We start from the raw sequence: 17,236 nt of genomic DNA, 5'->3' as shown, positions 1-17,236 counted from the left end.
AGACGGCCACGCTCGCGATCCCGGCGTCCCGGCACGCCCGGGCCACGCGGACAGCGATTTCGCCACGGTTGGCGATGAGCACCTTGCGCACGATGGCTTCTCTTTCAGACCGGGATACGTGTGGTCGGGGGAAGTGACACCGCATCGTCTTGGTCATGCGGCGGGCGCGGCGAAGCCCGGCTGAGGTACCCGAGCGGTCTGTGAGGAGGCGCCGGGCCAGGGAGTCCCGGCAGCGAGATCGCTCGGTGCCGGGCTTCGCCGCAAGCTGACAGTACAGATCGTCGAACAATCCTTCAATACTCCCTGACTGTCGGCGTCCAGGGCGCGTGAAAGACGTGATCAGGTCACCGATGGCGGGGTGCGGCCGCGTCAGGGTGAGCCTCTACTGGCACTTTTAAGTGGCGACGAGGGCCGTTGACAGGTCGCCGCATGTCGTCATAATCAAGGATCGTAGAACGATCCCACGAAAAGCTCGCCGAATCGGTATGAAGTCGAAGCGCATGGCTTCCGCGTGGGCCGGCCGGTAGTGCGGCACCGCTGTCGAATCCCCGTTTCGCGAGCCCTGCCCGGCGAGTGTGCCAGGCGGCCCTCAGGCGCCATCTCGGCGCAAGCCCACTCTCCTGCGAGTGCGACATGACCCAATTCATCTGCCTTCGGGCGCAGTTGGCCCCGTCAAGCGTCACTCCTGGGAGGTGGGCGACGTGGCACCTTCCGGCGGCCGAGGACTCCCCTCGGGTGGCTCGCCGCCAGCTTGCCGCCCAGCTGTCCCGGTGGCGGCTGTCCGACGCCGTCGATGACGCCACGCTGATCGTCTCCGAATTCGTGACTAACGCGATATCTCATGGAGATGGTCCGGTTTGGCACACTGTGCGTTACATGTCTACCGAGGCTGGCGAGAGTATCCGTATCGAAGTGGGTGATCACGGCTCCGCATGGAGCGGTATCCCCGCCCCTCGCGGGGCGACGGATGCCCTTGAGTCGGGCGGCCGCGGCCTGGCCTTGATCGAGGCGCTGGCTTCGGACTGGGGTGTCGTGCGCCTGCCGCACGGCCTCTTGGTGTGGGCCGTACTCCCGGTCGGGGCCTCGCCGGCGCCGGGGTTCCCGGTAGCCGCGGCCGAGGGATTCCCGGGCCCGCTGAGCCGGGATCACGGAAGCCGTCAGCAGCCGGCAAGGCAGGCAACGTAGGAAAATCCTTCAAACCTCTTGAGGGATTGTTCAACAACCCCTAGCTTGTTCCCCACATCGCGGCAGGTGCGCAACCGCCGAGGCCACAGCAGCCGGACCCGTGCAGACTGGTCCCTCCACGGCTCCTCAAACGCCTCCTGACCTGCCTCTCCCTCTTTCCCGTGAGGTCACCGTGACATCCACCTCCCCCAGAACGCAGGCCCCAGCGGCCAGCGAGGCAACTGGTCCCTTCGCCTGGTACCGGACGATGCCCCAGCAAGGCCGCCGCGCCTTCAAGGGAGCGTTCGGCGGATACGCCCTCGACTCCTACGACTACCTCGTGCTGCCGATGGGCCAGGTGGCCATCGCGGCCTACTTCAGCCTGAGCATCGCGCAGGTCGGCCTGATGAGCACGGTCACCCTGCTCGCATCGGCGCTCGGCGGCATCCTCGCGGGCGTACTGATCGACCGGATCGGCCGGGTGAAGACCCTCATGATCACGGTGGCCACCTACGCCCTGTTCACCGTGGCGTGCGGCTTCGCCACGAGTTATCCGATGCTGCTCGTCCTGCGCGGGCTGCAGGGCGTCGGCTTCGGCGGCGAGTGGGCGGCCGGAGCGATCCTGGTCGCCGAGTACGCCAGTGCGCGCTACCGGGGCCGGGTGCTGGCCTGGGTGCAGAGTGCCTGGGCGATCGGCTGGGCAATGGCCGTCATCGTCGGCACCAACGTCATGAACAACGTCGACCCGGACCTGGCCTGGCGTGTTCTGTTCTGGACCGGGGCGCTGCCCGCCCTGCTGCTGATCTACGTGCGCGTCAGCGTCAAGGACGCTCCCGAGGTGGCGGAGCAGCTGGCCAAGAAGGAGGCCCGCGTTCCGCTGTCCTCCATCTTCGCGGGCGGGCTCGCCCGTAAGACGCTCTTCGCGACCCTGCTGGCCACCGGTGTGATGGGCGGCTACTACACATTCCTCACCTGGCTGCCCAACTACCTGAAGGCGGAGCGCGGTCTGTCCGTCGTCGGCACCGGCTGGTACCTCTCCGTGCTCATCAGCGGCGCCTTCTGCGGCTATGTCACCGCAGGGCACCTGGTCGACCGACTGGGACGCAAGAAGTGCTTCACCCTGTTCGCCTTCCTCAGCGGCGGCCTGCTGATGACCTACATCAACATCCCCCAGGGCTCCAACAACCTGCTCCTGGTCCTCGGCTTCCCGCTCGGCTTCAGCGCCTCGGCCATCTTCTCCGGCTTCGGCTCGTTCCTCGCCGAGCTCTACCCTCGCGCGGTCCGCGGGACGGGCCAGAGCTTCACCTATAACGTCGGACGCGCCCTCGGTGCGATCTTCCCGACGGCCGGCGGTTTCACCTCCGCCGGCGTCAGCGGCGCCCTGGTCTACGGCGCCGTCGGCTATGTCCTGGCGCTCGTCGCCCTCCTGGGCCTGCCCGAGACCAAGGGCAGCGAGCTCACCTGACACGCTCCCCGCACAGCCCGGGCAGGTCCCTGCACAAGTGGCCTCCCATCGGTGGTGGCCGGTCGATCGACGCACCGGCCACCACCGCCACGTCCGGAACCCCAGCGCCTCCTGGAGCGCCGGATCGGGGGCAGGAGCCCCCGGCAGCCATGGCCTTCGCCGAGCCGGTCGCGGCCCTCCCTTCCGCCGGCAGGTCCGTGGTCCACCACGAAAGGTCCGCCCTTGCACAAGAGAGCCAGCAGGCCGCACCGGAGAAGACTCCGGCACCTGCCCCTTCCTCACACCGTCCGCCTGCTCGCGACACCCAGGAACTGGCGAGTGCGCAGCAAGCTCACCGCGGTGGTTCTGATCCCCGGCGTCCTGGCCGGCAGCCTCGCAGCCGCCAGCCTCTCCCGCGCCGTCAGCGACGTTCACGACTACGGGCGGTTCTCGGATCTCGCCGAGTTCCAGCGGCCCGCGCTCCGGCTGATCCATGCGCTGCAGGACGAGCGTGACGTCACGGCCGGATTCATCGCCGGGGGGCGGAAGAAGTCCGCCGACGGGAGTCTCCACAACCGTCGCGCCAAGGTCGACGAGGCGGTCACCGCCTACCGGGACGCTGTCCGAGGACTCGACACCGGCGACGGCCAGCTGCTCACCGCGATCAACGCGAGCGCGGCGGAGCTGCGCACACTGCGGGTCTTGCGCACGTCGGCGGACGAGGCCAACCTCACCGAAGGCTCCATCCTCGCCAACTACACCACCATGATCGCCAAGATCATGGAACTCGGGCCGATTCTCGCAGAACACAACGGCGGTGGCCGGACCGCCGGGCAGGTCCGGGCGCTGAATGCGCTGTCACGTGCCGTCGAGGACACCAGCCGCGTCCGGGCCACGCTCAACACCGTCCTCGTACGGGGCACCTTCCTCGTCGGGCAGTATCCCGAGTTCAACAGCGCGGTGGCACGGCAACAGGAGTCGACGGCCGGCTTTCTGGCCGCGGCTGACGAGGACCAGCAGAAACTCTATGCCGACACGGTCAAGGGCGCGCCCGTCAGCGGCACCCTGGCCATCCAGGAGCAGGCCGGCGAGCAGGTGCAGGCCGCCCGGCTCGACATTCTCCCGGCGACATGGTCCGAGGACTCCTCACGCAAGATCGCGCTGATGCGCGAGGTGCAGTGGCACATCCTCGGCGATCTCATCACGGTCAGCGGGCAGACGCACGCGTCCCGCCTCCAGGCAGCCGTATGGGGGGCGATCGGACTGGTGGTGGTCTTCGCGGTGACCGGTGGCGTGGTCGTCGTCGTTGTCAGGTCCCTGACCCGTCCACTCAAGACTCTCCGTGCCACGGCACTCGAGGTCGCCGACGAGCACCTGCCGGATGCGCTGAGCCGTCTGCGGCTGGCAGACGTCGACGATCTCAGCGACTTCCGGACGATACCGACAGGAGTGGTGTCCGAAGACGAGATCGGCGAGGTCGCCCAGGCCTTCGACGCTGTGCAGGACGCCGCCGTCCGACTGGTCACGGACCAGGCCGCACTGCGTACGCACATCAATGGAATGTTCCTGCACCTCTCCCGCCGCAGTCAGGACCTCGTGAGCAAGCTGATCTCCGAGATCGGCGGCCTGGAGCAGAACGAGCACGACCCCGACCGGCTGGCCCAGCTCTTCCGCCTCGATCATCTGGCCACACAGATGCAGCGGACGGACGACAGCCTTCTGGTTCTGGCCGGTTCCGGCACCGGGCGCAGTTGGCCCCAGCCGATGCCCTTGTCGGACATCCTGCTCGCCGCGAGCGCCGAGGTGGAGCAGTACACACGCATCAGCTGCCGGCCGGTCTCCGGGGTCGTGATCCGGGCGGAGGCCGTTACCGACCTGCTGCACCTGCTGGCCGAACTGATGGAAAATGCCACAGTCTTCTCCCACGCCCATTCCACGGTCGTCGTGGCCTGTCGCCCGGTGCCCAACCACATGACGGATCTGCTGGTATCCATCACGGACATGGGGATCGGGATAGACCCCCGGCAACTGGCCGTCCTGAATGACAGGCTGGACTCCGACCTGTCACTCGATCCCAGCTCGGGGCACAGCATGGGATTGTTCGTCGTTGGTCGGCTCGCGACGAAGCACGGCATCCGCGTACGCCTGGTCTGCCCTGATCGCCGGGGAACCACGGCGCTGGTGACGATCCCAAGGGAGCTGCTGGCCGAGCCACTGCCGGGCACCGGAGAGCATCGGCCCGCATACGACGAGTCGGCGGCTCTCGCTGCGGGGCCCGCTCAAGTCGCCTTGGCCCTCTCCGGTGAACCGCCCGGCGTCGCAGGGGCTGAAGTCCGGCCGCCGGGACCTGCCCCCGACGCCACGCCGATCATCGGGTCCCCGGAGGAATGGCTCAACCACCGTCGGTTCTCCGATGGGCTGCACGGCACGGAGAAGCCGTACCGCATATCCGGGCACGCCTCTCGCCACATCGCTCATGACGTCCCGGACGACCACCCATCCGCAGGAGGGCAAGCCTGATGCCGAGATCGACAACCGCCGCGGCCGCTCTTGTCTGCATCGCCCTGTTCCTCGGCTCTGCATGCTCCAGCCAGACTTCCGAAGGGGGGAGCAGGCCGGCCACGGTGGACATCGGGTTCCTGGCGCCGATGACTGGTCCGACCGCTTCCGCGGGCACGGACACGACGAGAGGTGCGGAGCTGGCCGTGGACATCGTCAACGGCGATCAGCCCTCGATCGCTCTGCCGCTCGGCCCCGGGAAGGGCCTTCCGGGGATGGGCAACGCCAGGCTCAGGATGTTCGCCGCCGACACCGCAGGAGGCCGTAGGCGCGGGGCTGACCAGGTGGCGGAGCTGGTGCGAACCCGGCGGGTGGCGGCCGTGGCCGGCGGGTACGAATCGGCTGTCACCGATGTGGCGAGCCGGCGTGCCGAGCAACTGGAAATCCCCTTCGTGAACGGGGGATCCTCGGCGTCGTCGCTGACCGAGCGGGGGATGGACTGGTTCTTCCGTACGGGGCCGTCGGAGCTGAGTTACGGTCGCGTCGTCTTCTCTCTGCTGAAGGAACAGCAGAGCAAGGGAACCCGCGTGAAGCGTGTCGCTGTCGTACGCACGGACGATCAGTACGGCAACGACGGGGCGGCGATGATCAAGCGCCTCGTCTCCTATGTCGACGGGACGGTTGTCGCCGATCTCAAGGTCGGTGCGCGGTCCGACGAGCTTTCGGCCCAGGCGCGGGAGGTCGCGGTGGCGGCGCCGGACGTCGTCCTCACCCTGCTGTACACACCCCAGGCGGTTGCCCTGAGCGATTCCTTCGCCGCCCTGTCCTACCGCCCGCCGGCGCTCATGGCGTTCGGAGGGGGATACGCGGACCCGGACTACCAGCGCAGGGAAGGGGCCGCAGCGGAGGGTGTCTGCAGCCGTTTCGCCTGGTCCGCCGATCTGGCCCGGGACAACCCGGCCGCCAAGGGGGTGGCTGATCTCTACAGGAGGAAGTACGGGACGCCGATGAACGACGACGCGGCCCGCGCGTTCACCGCCGTGATGACCCTCGCCCAGGCGATCGACGACGCCGGATCCGCCGAGCCGGCCGACATCCGCTCCGCCCTGGTGAACATCGACATCCCGGGCCGGCAAACGATCATGCCGTGGGACGGCGTCACCTTCGACGACAACCACCAGAACACCGGAGCCCGCGGCATCATTGAGCAGATCCACAACGGCCGTTACCGCCTCGTGTACCCGTTCGATGTGGCACGCGCACAGCTGCAGTGGCCCATGGCAGGCGGCGGTGGTCAGTGACACGGCCCCTGCGCCCGCCGGGCCGGCCGCCCCACTCGGCCCGGCGCGGCGCGGTCCTGTAGCGTGGCAGTCCGCTAGTCTTGTCGTATCGTTCAACAATCCATTATTGTATGGGGGGGCGGATTTTGGTGGCGTCGCGGGCAGTCGCACCGGGCCCGTTCAGCCGGAATGAGCCGACCCTGCGATGAGCGCCCGTTTCCCGGCAACGCACCGCCGGAAGCACGGCCGCCACCCCGCGACACCTGAGCCGGGCCGCATTTGACGCCAGGTGGCGCGCAGAACCACGGACGAAGACATGAGTGACCCCGAAGAGACGGATGATGACTGAGACACTGATCGACCTCGACGCGGACCTCGCGGAGGGGTATGTGCGGTGGCCCCTGAGCGACGACGCCATGGTGTTCGCGATGTGCGGCTTGCCGGCCGACGCCGGCCTGTCGGTGATGTGCCTCCCACGCGCCGCCATCGTCCGGGAAGCCCGACGGGCTGGGCTGGAGGAGGTCACCGAGGCGTTCGCCGGCCGTGCGTACACGCAGGCCGGGACTCTGGTTCCGCGGAGCACCCCCGGGTCGGTGATCAGCGAGCCGGGGCAGATCACCCGGCGGGCACCCATGCCGGCCACGGAGGGACGCACCCCGACGTCGGCCGGCACACCGGTGCACGTGCAGGCGCGATCGAGGACAGTACGCGATGCGCCGGAGGCCGCTGGGGCCGGGGTGGAGGCGCACGCATGAAGCTGCTCCCGGTGGGAGAGGACTCGTTGCTGATCGACCTCGACACGCCGCAGGAGGCCCAGGCGTTGCACTCCGAACTCCTGCGCCGTCGCACCATCGGCAGCCTGAAGCCCAGAGAGATCGTTCCCGGGGAGAGAACCGTTCTTCTCTACGGCGTCCCGGATATCGAGAGCCTGCGCACCGAGTTGAGCGGGTGGGCCGTTCCAAAGTCACCGGCAGAGAGCGGTCCGCTCCTGGAGATCCCTGTTGAATACACAGGGCCCGACCTTCGCGCCGTCGCCCGACTGTGGGGTGTGACCGAAGATGAGGTGGTGCGGGAGCACAGCGGCACGGAGCACCGGGTGGCCTTCTGCGGCTTCGCACCTGGATTCGCCTACATGACCGGGCTCCCCGAGGCCTACTCCGTGCCACGCCGCGACGCTCCGCGTACCTCTGTGCCTGCCGGTTCCGTGGCGCTCGCCGGGCCCTACACCGGCATCTACCCCCGCTCCTCACCGGGTGGGTGGCAACTCATCGGAAGCACGGAAACTCCGCTGTGGGACATGGGGCGTCAACCGGCTGCGCTCCTGGCCCCCGGCACCCGTGTGCGCTTCGTTCCCCAGGAACGGCGCCCGGCACGGCCCCGGGGTGCCGCCGACTCGGTCACCCCCGCGACACCGGGCATTGGCGCGAGGTCCGCATGAGCGCCGGCAAGCTCGAGGTTGTACGGTCCGGCGCCCTCACCACAGTTCAGGATCTCGGCAGATTCGGGCATGCGCACCTGGGCGTGCCTCGCTCCGGGGCGCTCGACGAGCCGGCCCACCGGCTGGCGAACCGGCTGGTGGGCAACTCCGCTGACACCGCCACCCTGGAGACCACCCTGAGCGGGGTGGCTGTTCGTGCCACGCGGCCGGTGACGGTGGCCGTCACAGGCGCGCCCGCCGCTGTGCGGGTAGACGGCCAACCCGCGGCTTGGGGAAGCGCTGTGTACCTGCCGACGGGTGCGGTCCTCGACGTGGGAAACGCCACCAGCGGCCTGCGCAGCTATGTGGCAGTGGGCGGAGGCATAGCCGTCGCCCCCGTTCTGGGCAGCCGCTCCACGGATCTGCTCTCCGGGCTGGGCCCCGCTCCTGTACGGGACGGAGACGTCCTGCCCCTGGGGATGGCATCGGGCCGGCCGCGTTACGCCGACACCGTTTTCTGGACGCAGCCGCCGCGGGAGCTCGTGCTGCCCGTGATACCCGGCCCCCGGGACGACTGGTTCGCAGCCACCGCACTGCGGACCCTCGCCACGGGCCGGTTCTCCGTGTCGTCCAACAGCAACCGCATCGCCCTCCGGACCGAGGGACCCGCTCTGGAGCGTGCCGTGCACAAAGAGCTGCCCAGCGAAGGCATGGTGGTCGGTGCGGTTCAGGTCCCTCCCGACGGCAGACCCGTCATCTTCCTTGCCGACTGCCCCACCACCGGCGGCTACCCGGTGATCGGCGTGGTGCCCGAGAGGGAACTGGCCGCCGCCGCCCAGGCGGTACCCGGCCTTCCTGTTCGCTTTGTGCTGGCCGGCCGCCCGTCACCAGTCAGCACACGAGTGTGAGTACCCGCCGCATGACGGCGGGTCAGAGAGCCCGCCAGGAACAGCGTGTCCCCGACAAACCAGCGCGACCGGAGGCCCCGTGAGCAAACCCGAGTCTGAATTCTTTTCCGTGGCCGGTGTGGAGTGGGCGCCGCCAGGTGACAGCGTGTGCGCCGGTCTGACCGAGCGCGTGCTTGCCGCTGATCCGGAGCAGGGGGTGGCAAGCCGGATGCTTCGCTTTGCTCCCGGCACGGACACCACGCCCAACGGCGTTCTGAGCCACGATTTCTGGGAGGAGGTCTACATCCTGGAAGGAAGCATCCAGGACCTGAGCTTGGGCAGGACCTTCACGGCCGGCATGTACGCCTGCCGGCCTCCGGGAATGCCACATGGGCCTTGGGTTTCCCCGGAGGGCTGCGTGACGTTCGAAGTACGCTACAAAAACGTTCCTCCCCGTCGCGAGCTCTGAGCGAGTGCGGCCGGTGGATTCCTGTGCGAAGGACTGCGGACCTGAACCGCCGACGCGGGATGGCGTGCCGAGAGCCCGCAAGCATCTCGCGAGATCAGAGTCAGGAACTCCGGTTCTCCTTGCGCCGGACGAACTTCAGCCCCGACCAGTCGTCACCGAGGGCGGCAACCTTCACATCAACGGCGCCCAGCGGAAGGAACAGTTCACGCAGAGCGTTCTCGGTGATGTCGCTTTCGTGCCCTGCTGCGCGTCGGGGCCAGGCGATCCAGAGCATCGCGTGATCGGCCAGGTCTTCGACCAGCCCTGGGCCCTCTGCGACCAGACCGGCAAGAGATCTGTGGAAGGCGAGGGTGATGTCGGCATCTTCGGCGCCGCCGGTGTCGTCGTACACCCGGCAGGCGTCGGGCCAACCCGGCACTTCCCAATGGCTGGGCCGGTGAACGAAGCGGATACGGTCACCCGGCTTGATCCCGATCTTCTTGGCGAGGGGGGTGCCGGAATACCCCCCTGCCCCCTTGGCGCCTGTCATGCCTGGATGAGGGTGAGGAGGTTGCCGGCGGGATCCTTGACCTGGGCCTTGGTCACCCACCCGTTGTCAGTGGCCGGCATGACGACGACACCGCCCAGGTCGATTGCGCTCCGAACCGCTCGATCAAGGTCTGGGACCGCCACGCCCAGAGTGAGGCCGGCCTGCTCACTGCCGACGATCGCGCCGCGCAAGCCGCCGGGCGTCTGCACCAGTGCGTAACCAGGGCCCTTGGCGTCGACCTGCCATTCGAGCAGGCCGCCGTAGAAGCGGCGAAGGTCCACGTCGTCGGGGCCGCTGATGTCGAAATGCACCACGGCGTTTGCCGGGCGTTCTGTCTGCTCATCCATGTCATGTCCTTCTGGGAATCTCATTGCCGCCCCCGGGGCGAACGTCGGCCGGGAACGCCTCCAGCAACAGGTCGGCCAGCCGATGCAACTGTTCGGGGCAGGCCCGGTACAGCCGGTACGTGCGATCCACTCTCATGGTCACCAGTCCGGTCTTGCGCAGCACTTTCAGGTGCTCCGACACGCTTGCCGGGGCCAGGCCGAGTTCTTCGGCGAGCTCTCCCGCGCTCCGTTCACGTCCCCATACCTCGGAGAGGATGCGTCGTCGATGCCTGTTGGCAGTCGCGCGCAAGAGCTCGTCCAGGTCCTCCGGCTCCACCACGACGAGCAGCTTACTTCGGAATAATCCGAAATAGCAATCCTGCTGCGACCGCCCATGGCACGGCCGCCTGCGACGGGTGGGGTGGCCCCTTAGGCGCTCACGTACGACGCCGAGAGCAATGCCCTCTCCCTACCGGTGGGCGGTCCGGTGATGACGGCTTCGCCGAGGTCTTCAGGGAGCGGCCGGGGAGCCTCACTGAAGGGGTGTCAGTTCGACGCCCGCGGACTGCAACGCCGCGCGGGTGGCCCGGGCGATCGCCACCGAACCTCGCGTGTCGGAATGGACCAGCAGAGCGCGGGCCTCCAGCGGCACCACGCCCCCGTCGATCGATGTGATACGTCGATCGAGCACCATGGCGACGGCCCGCTCCGCAGCGACTTCGGGGTCTTCCACCATGGCGCCGGGGCGGTCACGCGGTACGAGGAGTCCTTCGGCGGTGTAGGCCCGGTCGACGAACGCCTCGGCGATCGTGCGGATCCCGCACTCCCGGGCGATCTCCCAGGTGGCCGTGCCGGCCTGGCACAGCAGGGGAAGACCCGGGTCGTACAGCTGGACCGCCATGACTATCGCCGTGGCATGGTCGCGGTCGCGTGCTGACGTGTTGTAGAGGGCGCCGTGGGCCCGCACATAGGAGACACGCGTACCAGCCACGCGAGCGAACGCGTCGAGGGCGCCCACTTGGTACAGAAGGTCGTTGGTCAGAGTCTCGGGAGGGACGGCAACATAGCGTCGGCCGAACCCGGCGAGATCCCGGTAACTCACCTGTGCGCCGATCGAGACACCCCTGCGTGCAGCGGTCTCGCATGTCCGCCGCATGATGTCGGGGTCTCCTGCATGAAACCCGCACGCCACATTGGCTCCCGTCACTGTCTCCAGAAGACGGTCGTCATCGGCAAGGGACCAGCGCCCGAAACCCTCGCCTATATCGGTTGTCAACGCCACGGCAGGTGCAGGGCGGTTCTGATCGGGGTCGAGTGCGGTTTCCCGGTTTTCGTTGTTCGTCACGGCAGTAGTATCCGCGGCGCCCCAGCTCAGGAAAAGCAACAATTCCTGAGCCGCACCCGTCAGCTGGACTTACGATTCTGCGTCCCGAGGTCAGATCGGTAATCGCTCGCCAACTGATTCACCCATGGGCGACGGTCACTCGTCCTCCGGCGTGCCCGCGCTGAGACGCTCGGGTGACCGGATGCCGTTCCGAGGCTGAGGCAAGGCGCCGCTTTGGCCTGTCGCGATCAGCAGTGTGCTCTGAACGGCGCTTATCGCGGGGTTTGTCTCGCTCCCGGGCCGCACCACGGTCGACAGATACCGCGCATGGTCGGGCAGCGTCACCAGGCCAGGGGGGCGAGGCTGGCCGCGCCAGGCCAAGCCGGGCAGGAACGCAGTGGCGTGGCCCTGCCGAACCAACTCCACATGGATCGACATATCACTTGCTTCGAAGCGGACGTCAGGCTCGAATCCCACGGAACGGCACAGAGCCGTGGCCCAGCTTCTCGAGAGGCTGCCGACAGGTTCCATGACCCAGACGTCATCACGTGCCGCGGCCACGGCCGCCCGCGTGTCCATCGGGCGGGAGGGGGGAATCGGCCTGACCAGGCTCAGAGAGTCCACACACAGCGTCTCACGGGCCACATCCGAGGACATGGGGCCGGGAAATCCGGTGTATTCCTCACAGAATACGATATCGAAATCATGAGCGAAGAGCCTTGGCAGCGCGTCCTCCGGCTCTGCCTGACAGAACTCGACTCGAAGCCCTCTGTGGGCGCGCAGCGCGGCAAGTGCGGCAGGCAGGAAAGCGACAGCTGCCGTCTGGAACGATGCAACACGCACCGTTCCCCTTGGCTGATGAGAAAAGGCCGCGAGCTCCGCCTCCGCCAACTCCATCTGTTTCAAAAGGATTTTGGCATGCCCCACAAGGACTTTCGCCGCCTCGGTCAGGCGCACCTTGCGGCCGACTCTCTCCAGCAGCTGTAGGCCCACCTCTCCCTCCAGCTGTGTGAGCTGCTGGGAAACGCCTGAAGGTGAAAAATGCAAGGCGGCCGCGACGGCCGCGATGGTTCCCCGTCGGTCAAGTTCATCGAGGAGCCTCAAGCGACGCATCTCGAGCATGAAATACCTTCTGATGGAAAATGGTCCTGCATATTCGCTGCGCCCTTGGGTGCGGCCCGGGTGCCTCGCTGAAGCCCGTGGGCAGGCGCTTACCCGGAGGCCGTTGTGGCCGGAGGGTGACACTCGCAACGTCGAGAGAAGGTTGTTCAACAATACCACAATAGAGTGGTGTGTGGCGAGAGTGCGCTGCTGGTGCCGCGCTCGCCTGGACGACGACCGCCCGGCCCCGGGCGAGCTCCTCGGGCCCCGACCGAACGAACCCGTCAGGACGGTGGCCGACCGGGCCCACGGCTTCGCGGAAAGCCGCGCGAAGCCGGGCGGCCGGGGGGGGGTCAGTCCTGCGTGAGTTCGGAGTACCTCCGGAGCATCTGCCTTTCGGCGTCGTCGAGATAGTCCGCCAGCAGCAATTCGGCACGGACCCGGTCCGCAGCCTTCAGAGCGACCATGATCTGCCGGTTGCGCCCCAGGTACGGTTCGTGGAAGTCGCGTGGATTGTCCATGGCGTGGAAGACCAGGCGCAGTTCGGCCAGGAGGCCGCGCATGAGCTCGTCAAGACGCTCGCTCCCGGCGAGGCCCACGACGGCCTGGTGGAAGTGAATGTTCGCGGTGCCCAGCTCGAGCCAGGCGCCTTCGGCGGCCGCCTTCTCGCCCTCTGCCACCGCGGCTTCCGCCCGGCTCAGTTCGTAGGGCGGGAGACCGAGGGCGCGGACGGCCGCGCACTCGATCAGCTTGCGGACCCGGTAGATGTCGGTCGCGTCCTGCGCGGTGAGGATCCGGACGAAGACCCCGCGGTTGAGCTCGTGGACGAGCAGTCGTTCGTGGGTCAGCAGCCGGAAGGCCTCCCGCAGCGTGTTGCGTGAGACGCCCAGTGCGCTGCCGATGGCGTCCTCGGACAGTTTGCTGCCGGGAGGCAGGTGGCCTTCGGCGATACGCGCCCGCAGGATGTCGGCCACGCGGTCCGCGGTGCTGGAACGGCCCAGACGCTCTCTGTCACCGAAGAGAACCGATGCATCCACTCCGGTCGACATGGCTCATTCCTTTCTGTGGCCGACGGCTGAGTACGGCCGGGTCTGTCATTTGGACAGGACCAGTCAACCGGAAAGCGATGAGCGAAACAACAACAGCCCTGTTGGATTGTTCAACGATCCTCTAGTATTGGTCGGGCGGCCACCACGGCGGCGACGGATTTTGCGTGAGCACAAGGCACGCAGGAGCGGCGACCGGGCGCGTCACCCCGGCTGCCGACGGATCGGCACTGACCGCAGGGGAAGCCCGAACTGCTTCCCGTGATGAGAGGACGATCGATGACGAGTGTTGCCACACCCGAGGCTCTGACCCCCGGGCAGGCGCGGTCCCGATTCCGTGACGGGGCCGACGTGCCCACCACGGGCTGGTGCGCCGGCCACACCCAGGTCAATATGATCGCGGTACCGGCCGAGTGGGCCTACGACGTCCTGCTGTTCTGCCAGCGCAACCCCAAGCCGTGTCCCGTCCTCGACGTCACGGACCCGGGCTCCTGGTCGACGCTCCTCGCGCCCGGTGCCGACCTGCGAACCGACATCCCCCGCTACCGCGTGTGGGAGAACGGACGGCTTGTCGACGAGCCGTCCGACGTCATCGGAGCCTGGCGTGAGGACCTGGTCACGTTCCTGATCGGCTGCAGCTTCTCCTTCGAGACCGCGCTCGCGCAGTCCGGTGTCCCGCTGCGCCATGTGGCCCAGGGCCGCAACGTCTCCATGTACCGAACAAGTCTCGCGTGCAGGCCCGGTGGCCGGCTCGAAGGACCGGTGGTGGTTTCCATGCGGCAGATACCCGCCGATCTCGTGGACACCGCCACACGGGTCACCGCTCTCATGCCCGCCGTCCACGGAAGCCCCCTGCACGTCGGCGACCCTGCCGCACTCGGCATCGAGGACCTGGCCCACCCCGACTTCGGCGACCCGGTCGAGGCCGAGCCGGGCGACGTACCGGTGTTCTGGGCGTGCGGGGTGACTCCTCAGGCAGCGCTCATGGAGTCGAAGCCCCCCTACGCCATCACGCACGCGCCCGGCTACATGCTCATCACCGACGCCCGGGACGCGGACTACCGACTCGCATGAGTGCGCAGTGGTGTCTGGTGCCGGGAGGACTGTTCCAAGGAGACAACGCAGCGATGACAGACATCGTGATCGACCTCAACGCCGACCTCGCGGAGGGCTACGGCCGATGGTCACTCACCGACGACGAGGCCATGCTGTCCATCGTGACCAGCGCCAACGTCGCCTGCGGCTTCCACGCGGGCGATCCGAGCATCATGCGGAGGGTCTGCGACAAGGCGGTCGAGCGCGGGGTGAGAATCGGCGCCCAGGTCTCCTACCGTGATCTGGCCGGCTTCGGCCGACGTGCCATGGATGTCCCCGCGGAGGAACTGGCCGACGAGATCGCCTACCAGATCGGCTCGCTCCAGGTGTTCGCCCGTGCGGCGGGAGCGGACGTCGCCTACGTCAAGCCGCACGGGGCGCTGTACAACCGCGTGGTGTCGGACCGTGAGCAGGCGTCGGCTGTGGCCGCGGGCGTACGGCTCGCGAGCCCTGGACTTCCCGTCCTTGGTCTGCCGGGCTCAGCCATGCTCCAGGAGGCCGAACGGGTTGGCCTGCCCGGCGTCGAAGAGGCCTTCGCCGACCGTGCCTACACGGCGGACGGGACCTTGGTGCCACGTGCCGTCCCCGGCGCGGTGATCAATGATGCCGGTTACATGGCCCGGAGGGCGGTCGCCCTGGTACGGGACGGATACATCAAGGCCCTCGACGGCACCGACCTCGTCGTGCGTGCACGTTCGCTGTGCCTGCACGGGGACACCCCCGGAGCGGTGGAACTCGGCAGGCGCGTGCGGGACGCACTGCGGGAGGCCGGAGTCAGGGTGGAGGCCTTCGTATGAGGCTCATGCCGGTCGGTGCGGATTCGCTCCTCATCGATCTGGACACGCCGCAGGAGGCGCAGGCCTGGCACTGCCGGCTGCTGGACCAGCGGGCGTCGTTGACGCCGGTGCGGGAGATAGTGCCTGGCGAAAGGACCGTGCTGCTGTACGGAGTCACGGACGTGGAGGCCATGGAGGCGGAGTTGCGTCAATGGTCCGTACCGGCCCTGGATGCCGGGAGCGGCCCGCTGATCGAGATCCCGGTGCGCTACGACGGCGCGGACCTCGGCACCGTCGCGGACCTGTGGGGCGTGACCGAGGACGAAGTGGCGCGTCTCCACAGTTCTGTCGAACACAGGGTGGCCTTCTGCGGCTTCGCCCCCGGATTCGCCTACATGCTGGGGCTGCCGGAGACCCGTCACGTGCCCAGGAAGGCGGAACCGCGCACCGTCGTCCCAGCCGGTTCCGTCGCGCTCGCCGGCCCCTACACCGGCGTGTACCCGCGTGTCTCGCCCGGAGGCTGGCAGCTGATCGGCACTGTCGAGGTGTGCCTGTGGGACATGGACCGTGAGCCGGCGGCACTGCTCACACCGGGCATGCGGGTGCGTTTCGTTCCCCAGTCGGGGCCCTCCCACGCCCCGGGCATGTCCCCCGGCACGATGAACGCCGGAAGGCTCTGCGCATGATCGGCTGCAGGATGGAAATCGTGCGCGCCGGAGCACTGACCACTGTCCAGGACCTGGGCCGTTTCGGCCACGCAGGACTGGGCGTTCCGCGGTCGGGGGCTCTCGACCAGCCCGCACACGGGCTGGCGAACAGACTGGTGGGTAACCCGCCCGAAGCAGCCACCCTGGAAACCACGCTGACCGGCGTGGCCGTTCACACCACCGAGCCGGCGGTCGTGGCCGTGACCGGGGCACCCGCCCCCGTAAGTGTCGACGGAAGACCCGCCGCGTGGGCCGCGCCCGTGTACCTGCCCGCCGGTGCCCTGTTCGAAGTGGGCACGGCCACCTGCGGCCTGCGCAGTTATGTGGCCGTCAGCGGAGGATTCACCGTCCCCCGGGTCCTCGGCAGTCGCTCCACCGATCTCCTCTCCGGGCTCGGTCCCGCTCCGCTGCGGGACGGCGACATCCTGCCCGTGGGCGAAGCGGTCGGCCGTCCGCTCCATTCGGACACGACGGTATGGCAGGCACCGCCGCGGCAACTCGTGCTCCCCGCCTTGGTCGGTCCGCGGGACGACAGATTCACACCCGCCGCGCTGGACACCCTCGCCGGCGCCCGCTTCCTGGTCTCGCCCAAGAGCAATCGCATCGCACTGCGGACCGAAGGACCAGTACTGGAGCGCGCCGTACACGAGGAAATGGCCAGCGAGGGTATGGTCGTCGGGGCCATCCAGGTCCCGCCCGACGGCAGACCCGTGGTCTTCCTGGCCGACTGCCCCACCACCGGAGGCTATCCGGTCATCGGCGTCGTGCCTGAGCGCAGTCTCGGCGCGGCCGCCCAGGCTCGGCCTGGACTGCCGGTCCGTTTCGTGCCGGTCCGCCGCGGCGGCTGACGCCCGTGGAGGGCGAATCGCGCGGGGCCGCGCCATGAGGGACGACCGCGAGCGGCAGCCGGAGCCCGGCGTGCGACCCCACAACTGGAGGCTGCTGGAAGTCGGCACACCACCCGTGGGGCCCTTTCGGGTGCTGGACCTGATGCTCGGTCCGGCCGTACACCGTGCCGGGCCGACCGTCGGCTCGAAGTGCTCCGGCCTGCCCGCTGGTTACGCCGGCAGGGCGGCGATCCTGGCGCGGTGGGGATGTCGGCCGAGACAGGCTCAACTGGCTTACGGAGCTTGTGAAGGCATACACGTCCGAGTAACTGTCCGGCAACGGAT

General features: G+C 68.3%; 19 protein-coding genes. 12 read left to right on the top strand and 7 right to left on the bottom strand.

From position 1 onward, the window contains the following. A partial coding sequence (locus tag ACZ562_RS36390; RefSeq protein ID WP_308427085.1) for a biotin carboxylase N-terminal domain-containing protein occupies positions 1-91 on the bottom strand: 91 nt, incomplete at its 3' end. 542 nt (positions 92-633) lie between these two features. Here ACZ562_RS36390 and ACZ562_RS36385 point away from each other — a divergent pair. The 8 genes from ACZ562_RS36385 to ACZ562_RS36350 all read left to right on the top strand — a co-directional run bounded on the left by ACZ562_RS36385 (position 634) and on the right by ACZ562_RS36350 (position 9,160). Continuing rightward, on the top strand, positions 634-1,185 hold the full coding sequence (locus ACZ562_RS36385; RefSeq protein ID WP_471188538.1) for an ATP-binding protein: 552 nt from the start codon (positions 634-636) through the stop codon (positions 1,183-1,185). Positions 1,186-1,357: 172 nt separating this feature from the next. After that, positions 1,358-2,629, top strand: coding sequence for an MFS transporter (locus ACZ562_RS36380; RefSeq protein WP_471188536.1), 1,272 nt, complete (start codon positions 1,358-1,360; stop codon positions 2,627-2,629). A gap of 318 nt (positions 2,630-2,947) precedes the next feature. Then, positions 2,948-5,128 carry a sensor histidine kinase gene (locus ACZ562_RS36375; RefSeq protein ID WP_471188533.1) on the top strand — a complete coding sequence of 727 codons (2,181 nt, stop codon included), beginning with the start codon at positions 2,948-2,950 and terminating at the stop codon, positions 5,126-5,128. Beyond that, positions 5,128-6,408: an ABC transporter substrate-binding protein gene (locus ACZ562_RS36370; protein ID WP_471188530.1), complete on the top strand. Its 1,281-nt coding sequence runs from the start codon at positions 5,128-5,130 to the stop codon at positions 6,406-6,408. Before ACZ562_RS36375 ends, ACZ562_RS36370 begins: the two co-directional genes overlap by 1 nt. Before the next feature lie 320 nt (positions 6,409-6,728). Further along, on the top strand, positions 6,729-7,142 hold the full coding sequence (locus tag ACZ562_RS36365) for a LamB/YcsF family protein (RefSeq protein ID WP_471188528.1): 414 nt from the start codon (positions 6,729-6,731) through the stop codon (positions 7,140-7,142). Then, positions 7,139-7,825 carry a 5-oxoprolinase subunit B family protein gene (locus ACZ562_RS36360; RefSeq protein ID WP_471188526.1) on the top strand — a complete coding sequence of 229 codons (687 nt, stop codon included), beginning with the start codon at positions 7,139-7,141 and terminating at the stop codon, positions 7,823-7,825. The genes ACZ562_RS36365 and ACZ562_RS36360 overlap by 4 nt, the downstream gene beginning before the upstream one ends. Next, a complete protein-coding gene (locus ACZ562_RS36355) occupies positions 7,822-8,712 on the top strand; it encodes a 5-oxoprolinase subunit C family protein (protein WP_471188523.1) in 891 nt (296 codons plus the stop codon). Before ACZ562_RS36360 ends, ACZ562_RS36355 begins: the two co-directional genes overlap by 4 nt. 79 nt (positions 8,713-8,791) lie before the next feature. Next, a complete protein-coding gene (locus ACZ562_RS36350; RefSeq protein ID WP_471188521.1) occupies positions 8,792-9,160 on the top strand; it encodes a cupin domain-containing protein in 369 nt (122 codons plus the stop codon). Positions 9,161-9,260: 100 nt separating this feature from the next. Here ACZ562_RS36350 and ACZ562_RS36345 read toward each other — a convergent pair whose 3' ends face one another. The 6 genes from ACZ562_RS36345 to ACZ562_RS36320 all read right to left on the bottom strand — a co-directional run bounded on the left by ACZ562_RS36345 (position 9,261) and on the right by ACZ562_RS36320 (position 13,489). Beyond that, positions 9,261-9,689 carry a DUF3052 domain-containing protein gene (locus ACZ562_RS36345; protein ID WP_471188519.1) on the bottom strand — a complete coding sequence of 143 codons (429 nt, stop codon included), beginning with the start codon at positions 9,687-9,689 and terminating at the stop codon, positions 9,261-9,263. Further along, positions 9,686-10,036, bottom strand: coding sequence for a VOC family protein (locus ACZ562_RS36340; RefSeq protein WP_471188517.1), 351 nt, complete (start codon positions 10,034-10,036; stop codon positions 9,686-9,688). The genes ACZ562_RS36345 and ACZ562_RS36340 overlap by 4 nt, the downstream gene beginning before the upstream one ends. A 1-nt stretch (position 10,037) precedes the next feature. After that, positions 10,038-10,355: an ArsR/SmtB family transcription factor gene (locus tag ACZ562_RS36335; protein ID WP_471188515.1), complete on the bottom strand. Its 318-nt coding sequence runs from the start codon at positions 10,353-10,355 to the stop codon at positions 10,038-10,040. 192 nt (positions 10,356-10,547) lie between these two features. Beyond that, the gene (locus ACZ562_RS36330; RefSeq protein ID WP_471188541.1) at positions 10,548-11,297 is read right to left on the bottom strand and encodes a LamB/YcsF family protein; all 750 of its coding nucleotides are present in this window, start codon (positions 11,295-11,297) and stop codon (positions 10,548-10,550) included. A 198-nt stretch (positions 11,298-11,495) separates the two neighbouring features. Continuing rightward, a complete protein-coding gene (locus ACZ562_RS36325; protein ID WP_471188513.1) occupies positions 11,496-12,461 on the bottom strand; it encodes a LysR family transcriptional regulator in 966 nt (321 codons plus the stop codon). 332 nt (positions 12,462-12,793) lie between these two features. Further along, positions 12,794-13,489 (bottom strand): GntR family transcriptional regulator, encoded by a 696-nt coding sequence (locus ACZ562_RS36320; RefSeq protein WP_471188510.1) that lies wholly within the window; start codon positions 13,487-13,489, stop codon positions 12,794-12,796. 276 nt (positions 13,490-13,765) lie between these two features. Here ACZ562_RS36320 and ACZ562_RS36315 point away from each other — a divergent pair, with 276 nt between their 5' ends. Genes ACZ562_RS36315 through ACZ562_RS36300 form a run of 4 tightly spaced genes read left to right on the top strand, consistent with a single transcriptional unit; the run spans position 13,766 to position 16,912 of the window. Next, positions 13,766-14,560 carry a putative hydro-lyase gene (locus ACZ562_RS36315; protein ID WP_471188508.1) on the top strand — a complete coding sequence of 265 codons (795 nt, stop codon included), beginning with the start codon at positions 13,766-13,768 and terminating at the stop codon, positions 14,558-14,560. 53 nt (positions 14,561-14,613) lie between these two features. Further along, positions 14,614-15,378: a LamB/YcsF family protein gene (locus tag ACZ562_RS36310; protein WP_471188505.1), complete on the top strand. Its 765-nt coding sequence runs from the start codon at positions 14,614-14,616 to the stop codon at positions 15,376-15,378. Next, a complete protein-coding gene (locus ACZ562_RS36305; RefSeq protein WP_471188503.1) occupies positions 15,375-16,043 on the top strand; it encodes a 5-oxoprolinase subunit B family protein in 669 nt (222 codons plus the stop codon). Before ACZ562_RS36310 ends, ACZ562_RS36305 begins: the two co-directional genes overlap by 4 nt. A gap of 11 nt (positions 16,044-16,054) precedes the next feature. Beyond that, positions 16,055-16,912 carry a 5-oxoprolinase subunit C family protein gene (locus tag ACZ562_RS36300; RefSeq protein WP_471188500.1) on the top strand — a complete coding sequence of 286 codons (858 nt, stop codon included), beginning with the start codon at positions 16,055-16,057 and terminating at the stop codon, positions 16,910-16,912. The last annotated feature ends 324 nt before the right edge of the window (positions 16,913-17,236 follow it).

It is taken from the genome of Streptomyces sp. NPDC040410, from assembly GCF_055595715.1.
Note: the sequence above shows the minus strand (reverse complement) of the source record. Positions and strands in the feature narration are given on the sequence as shown.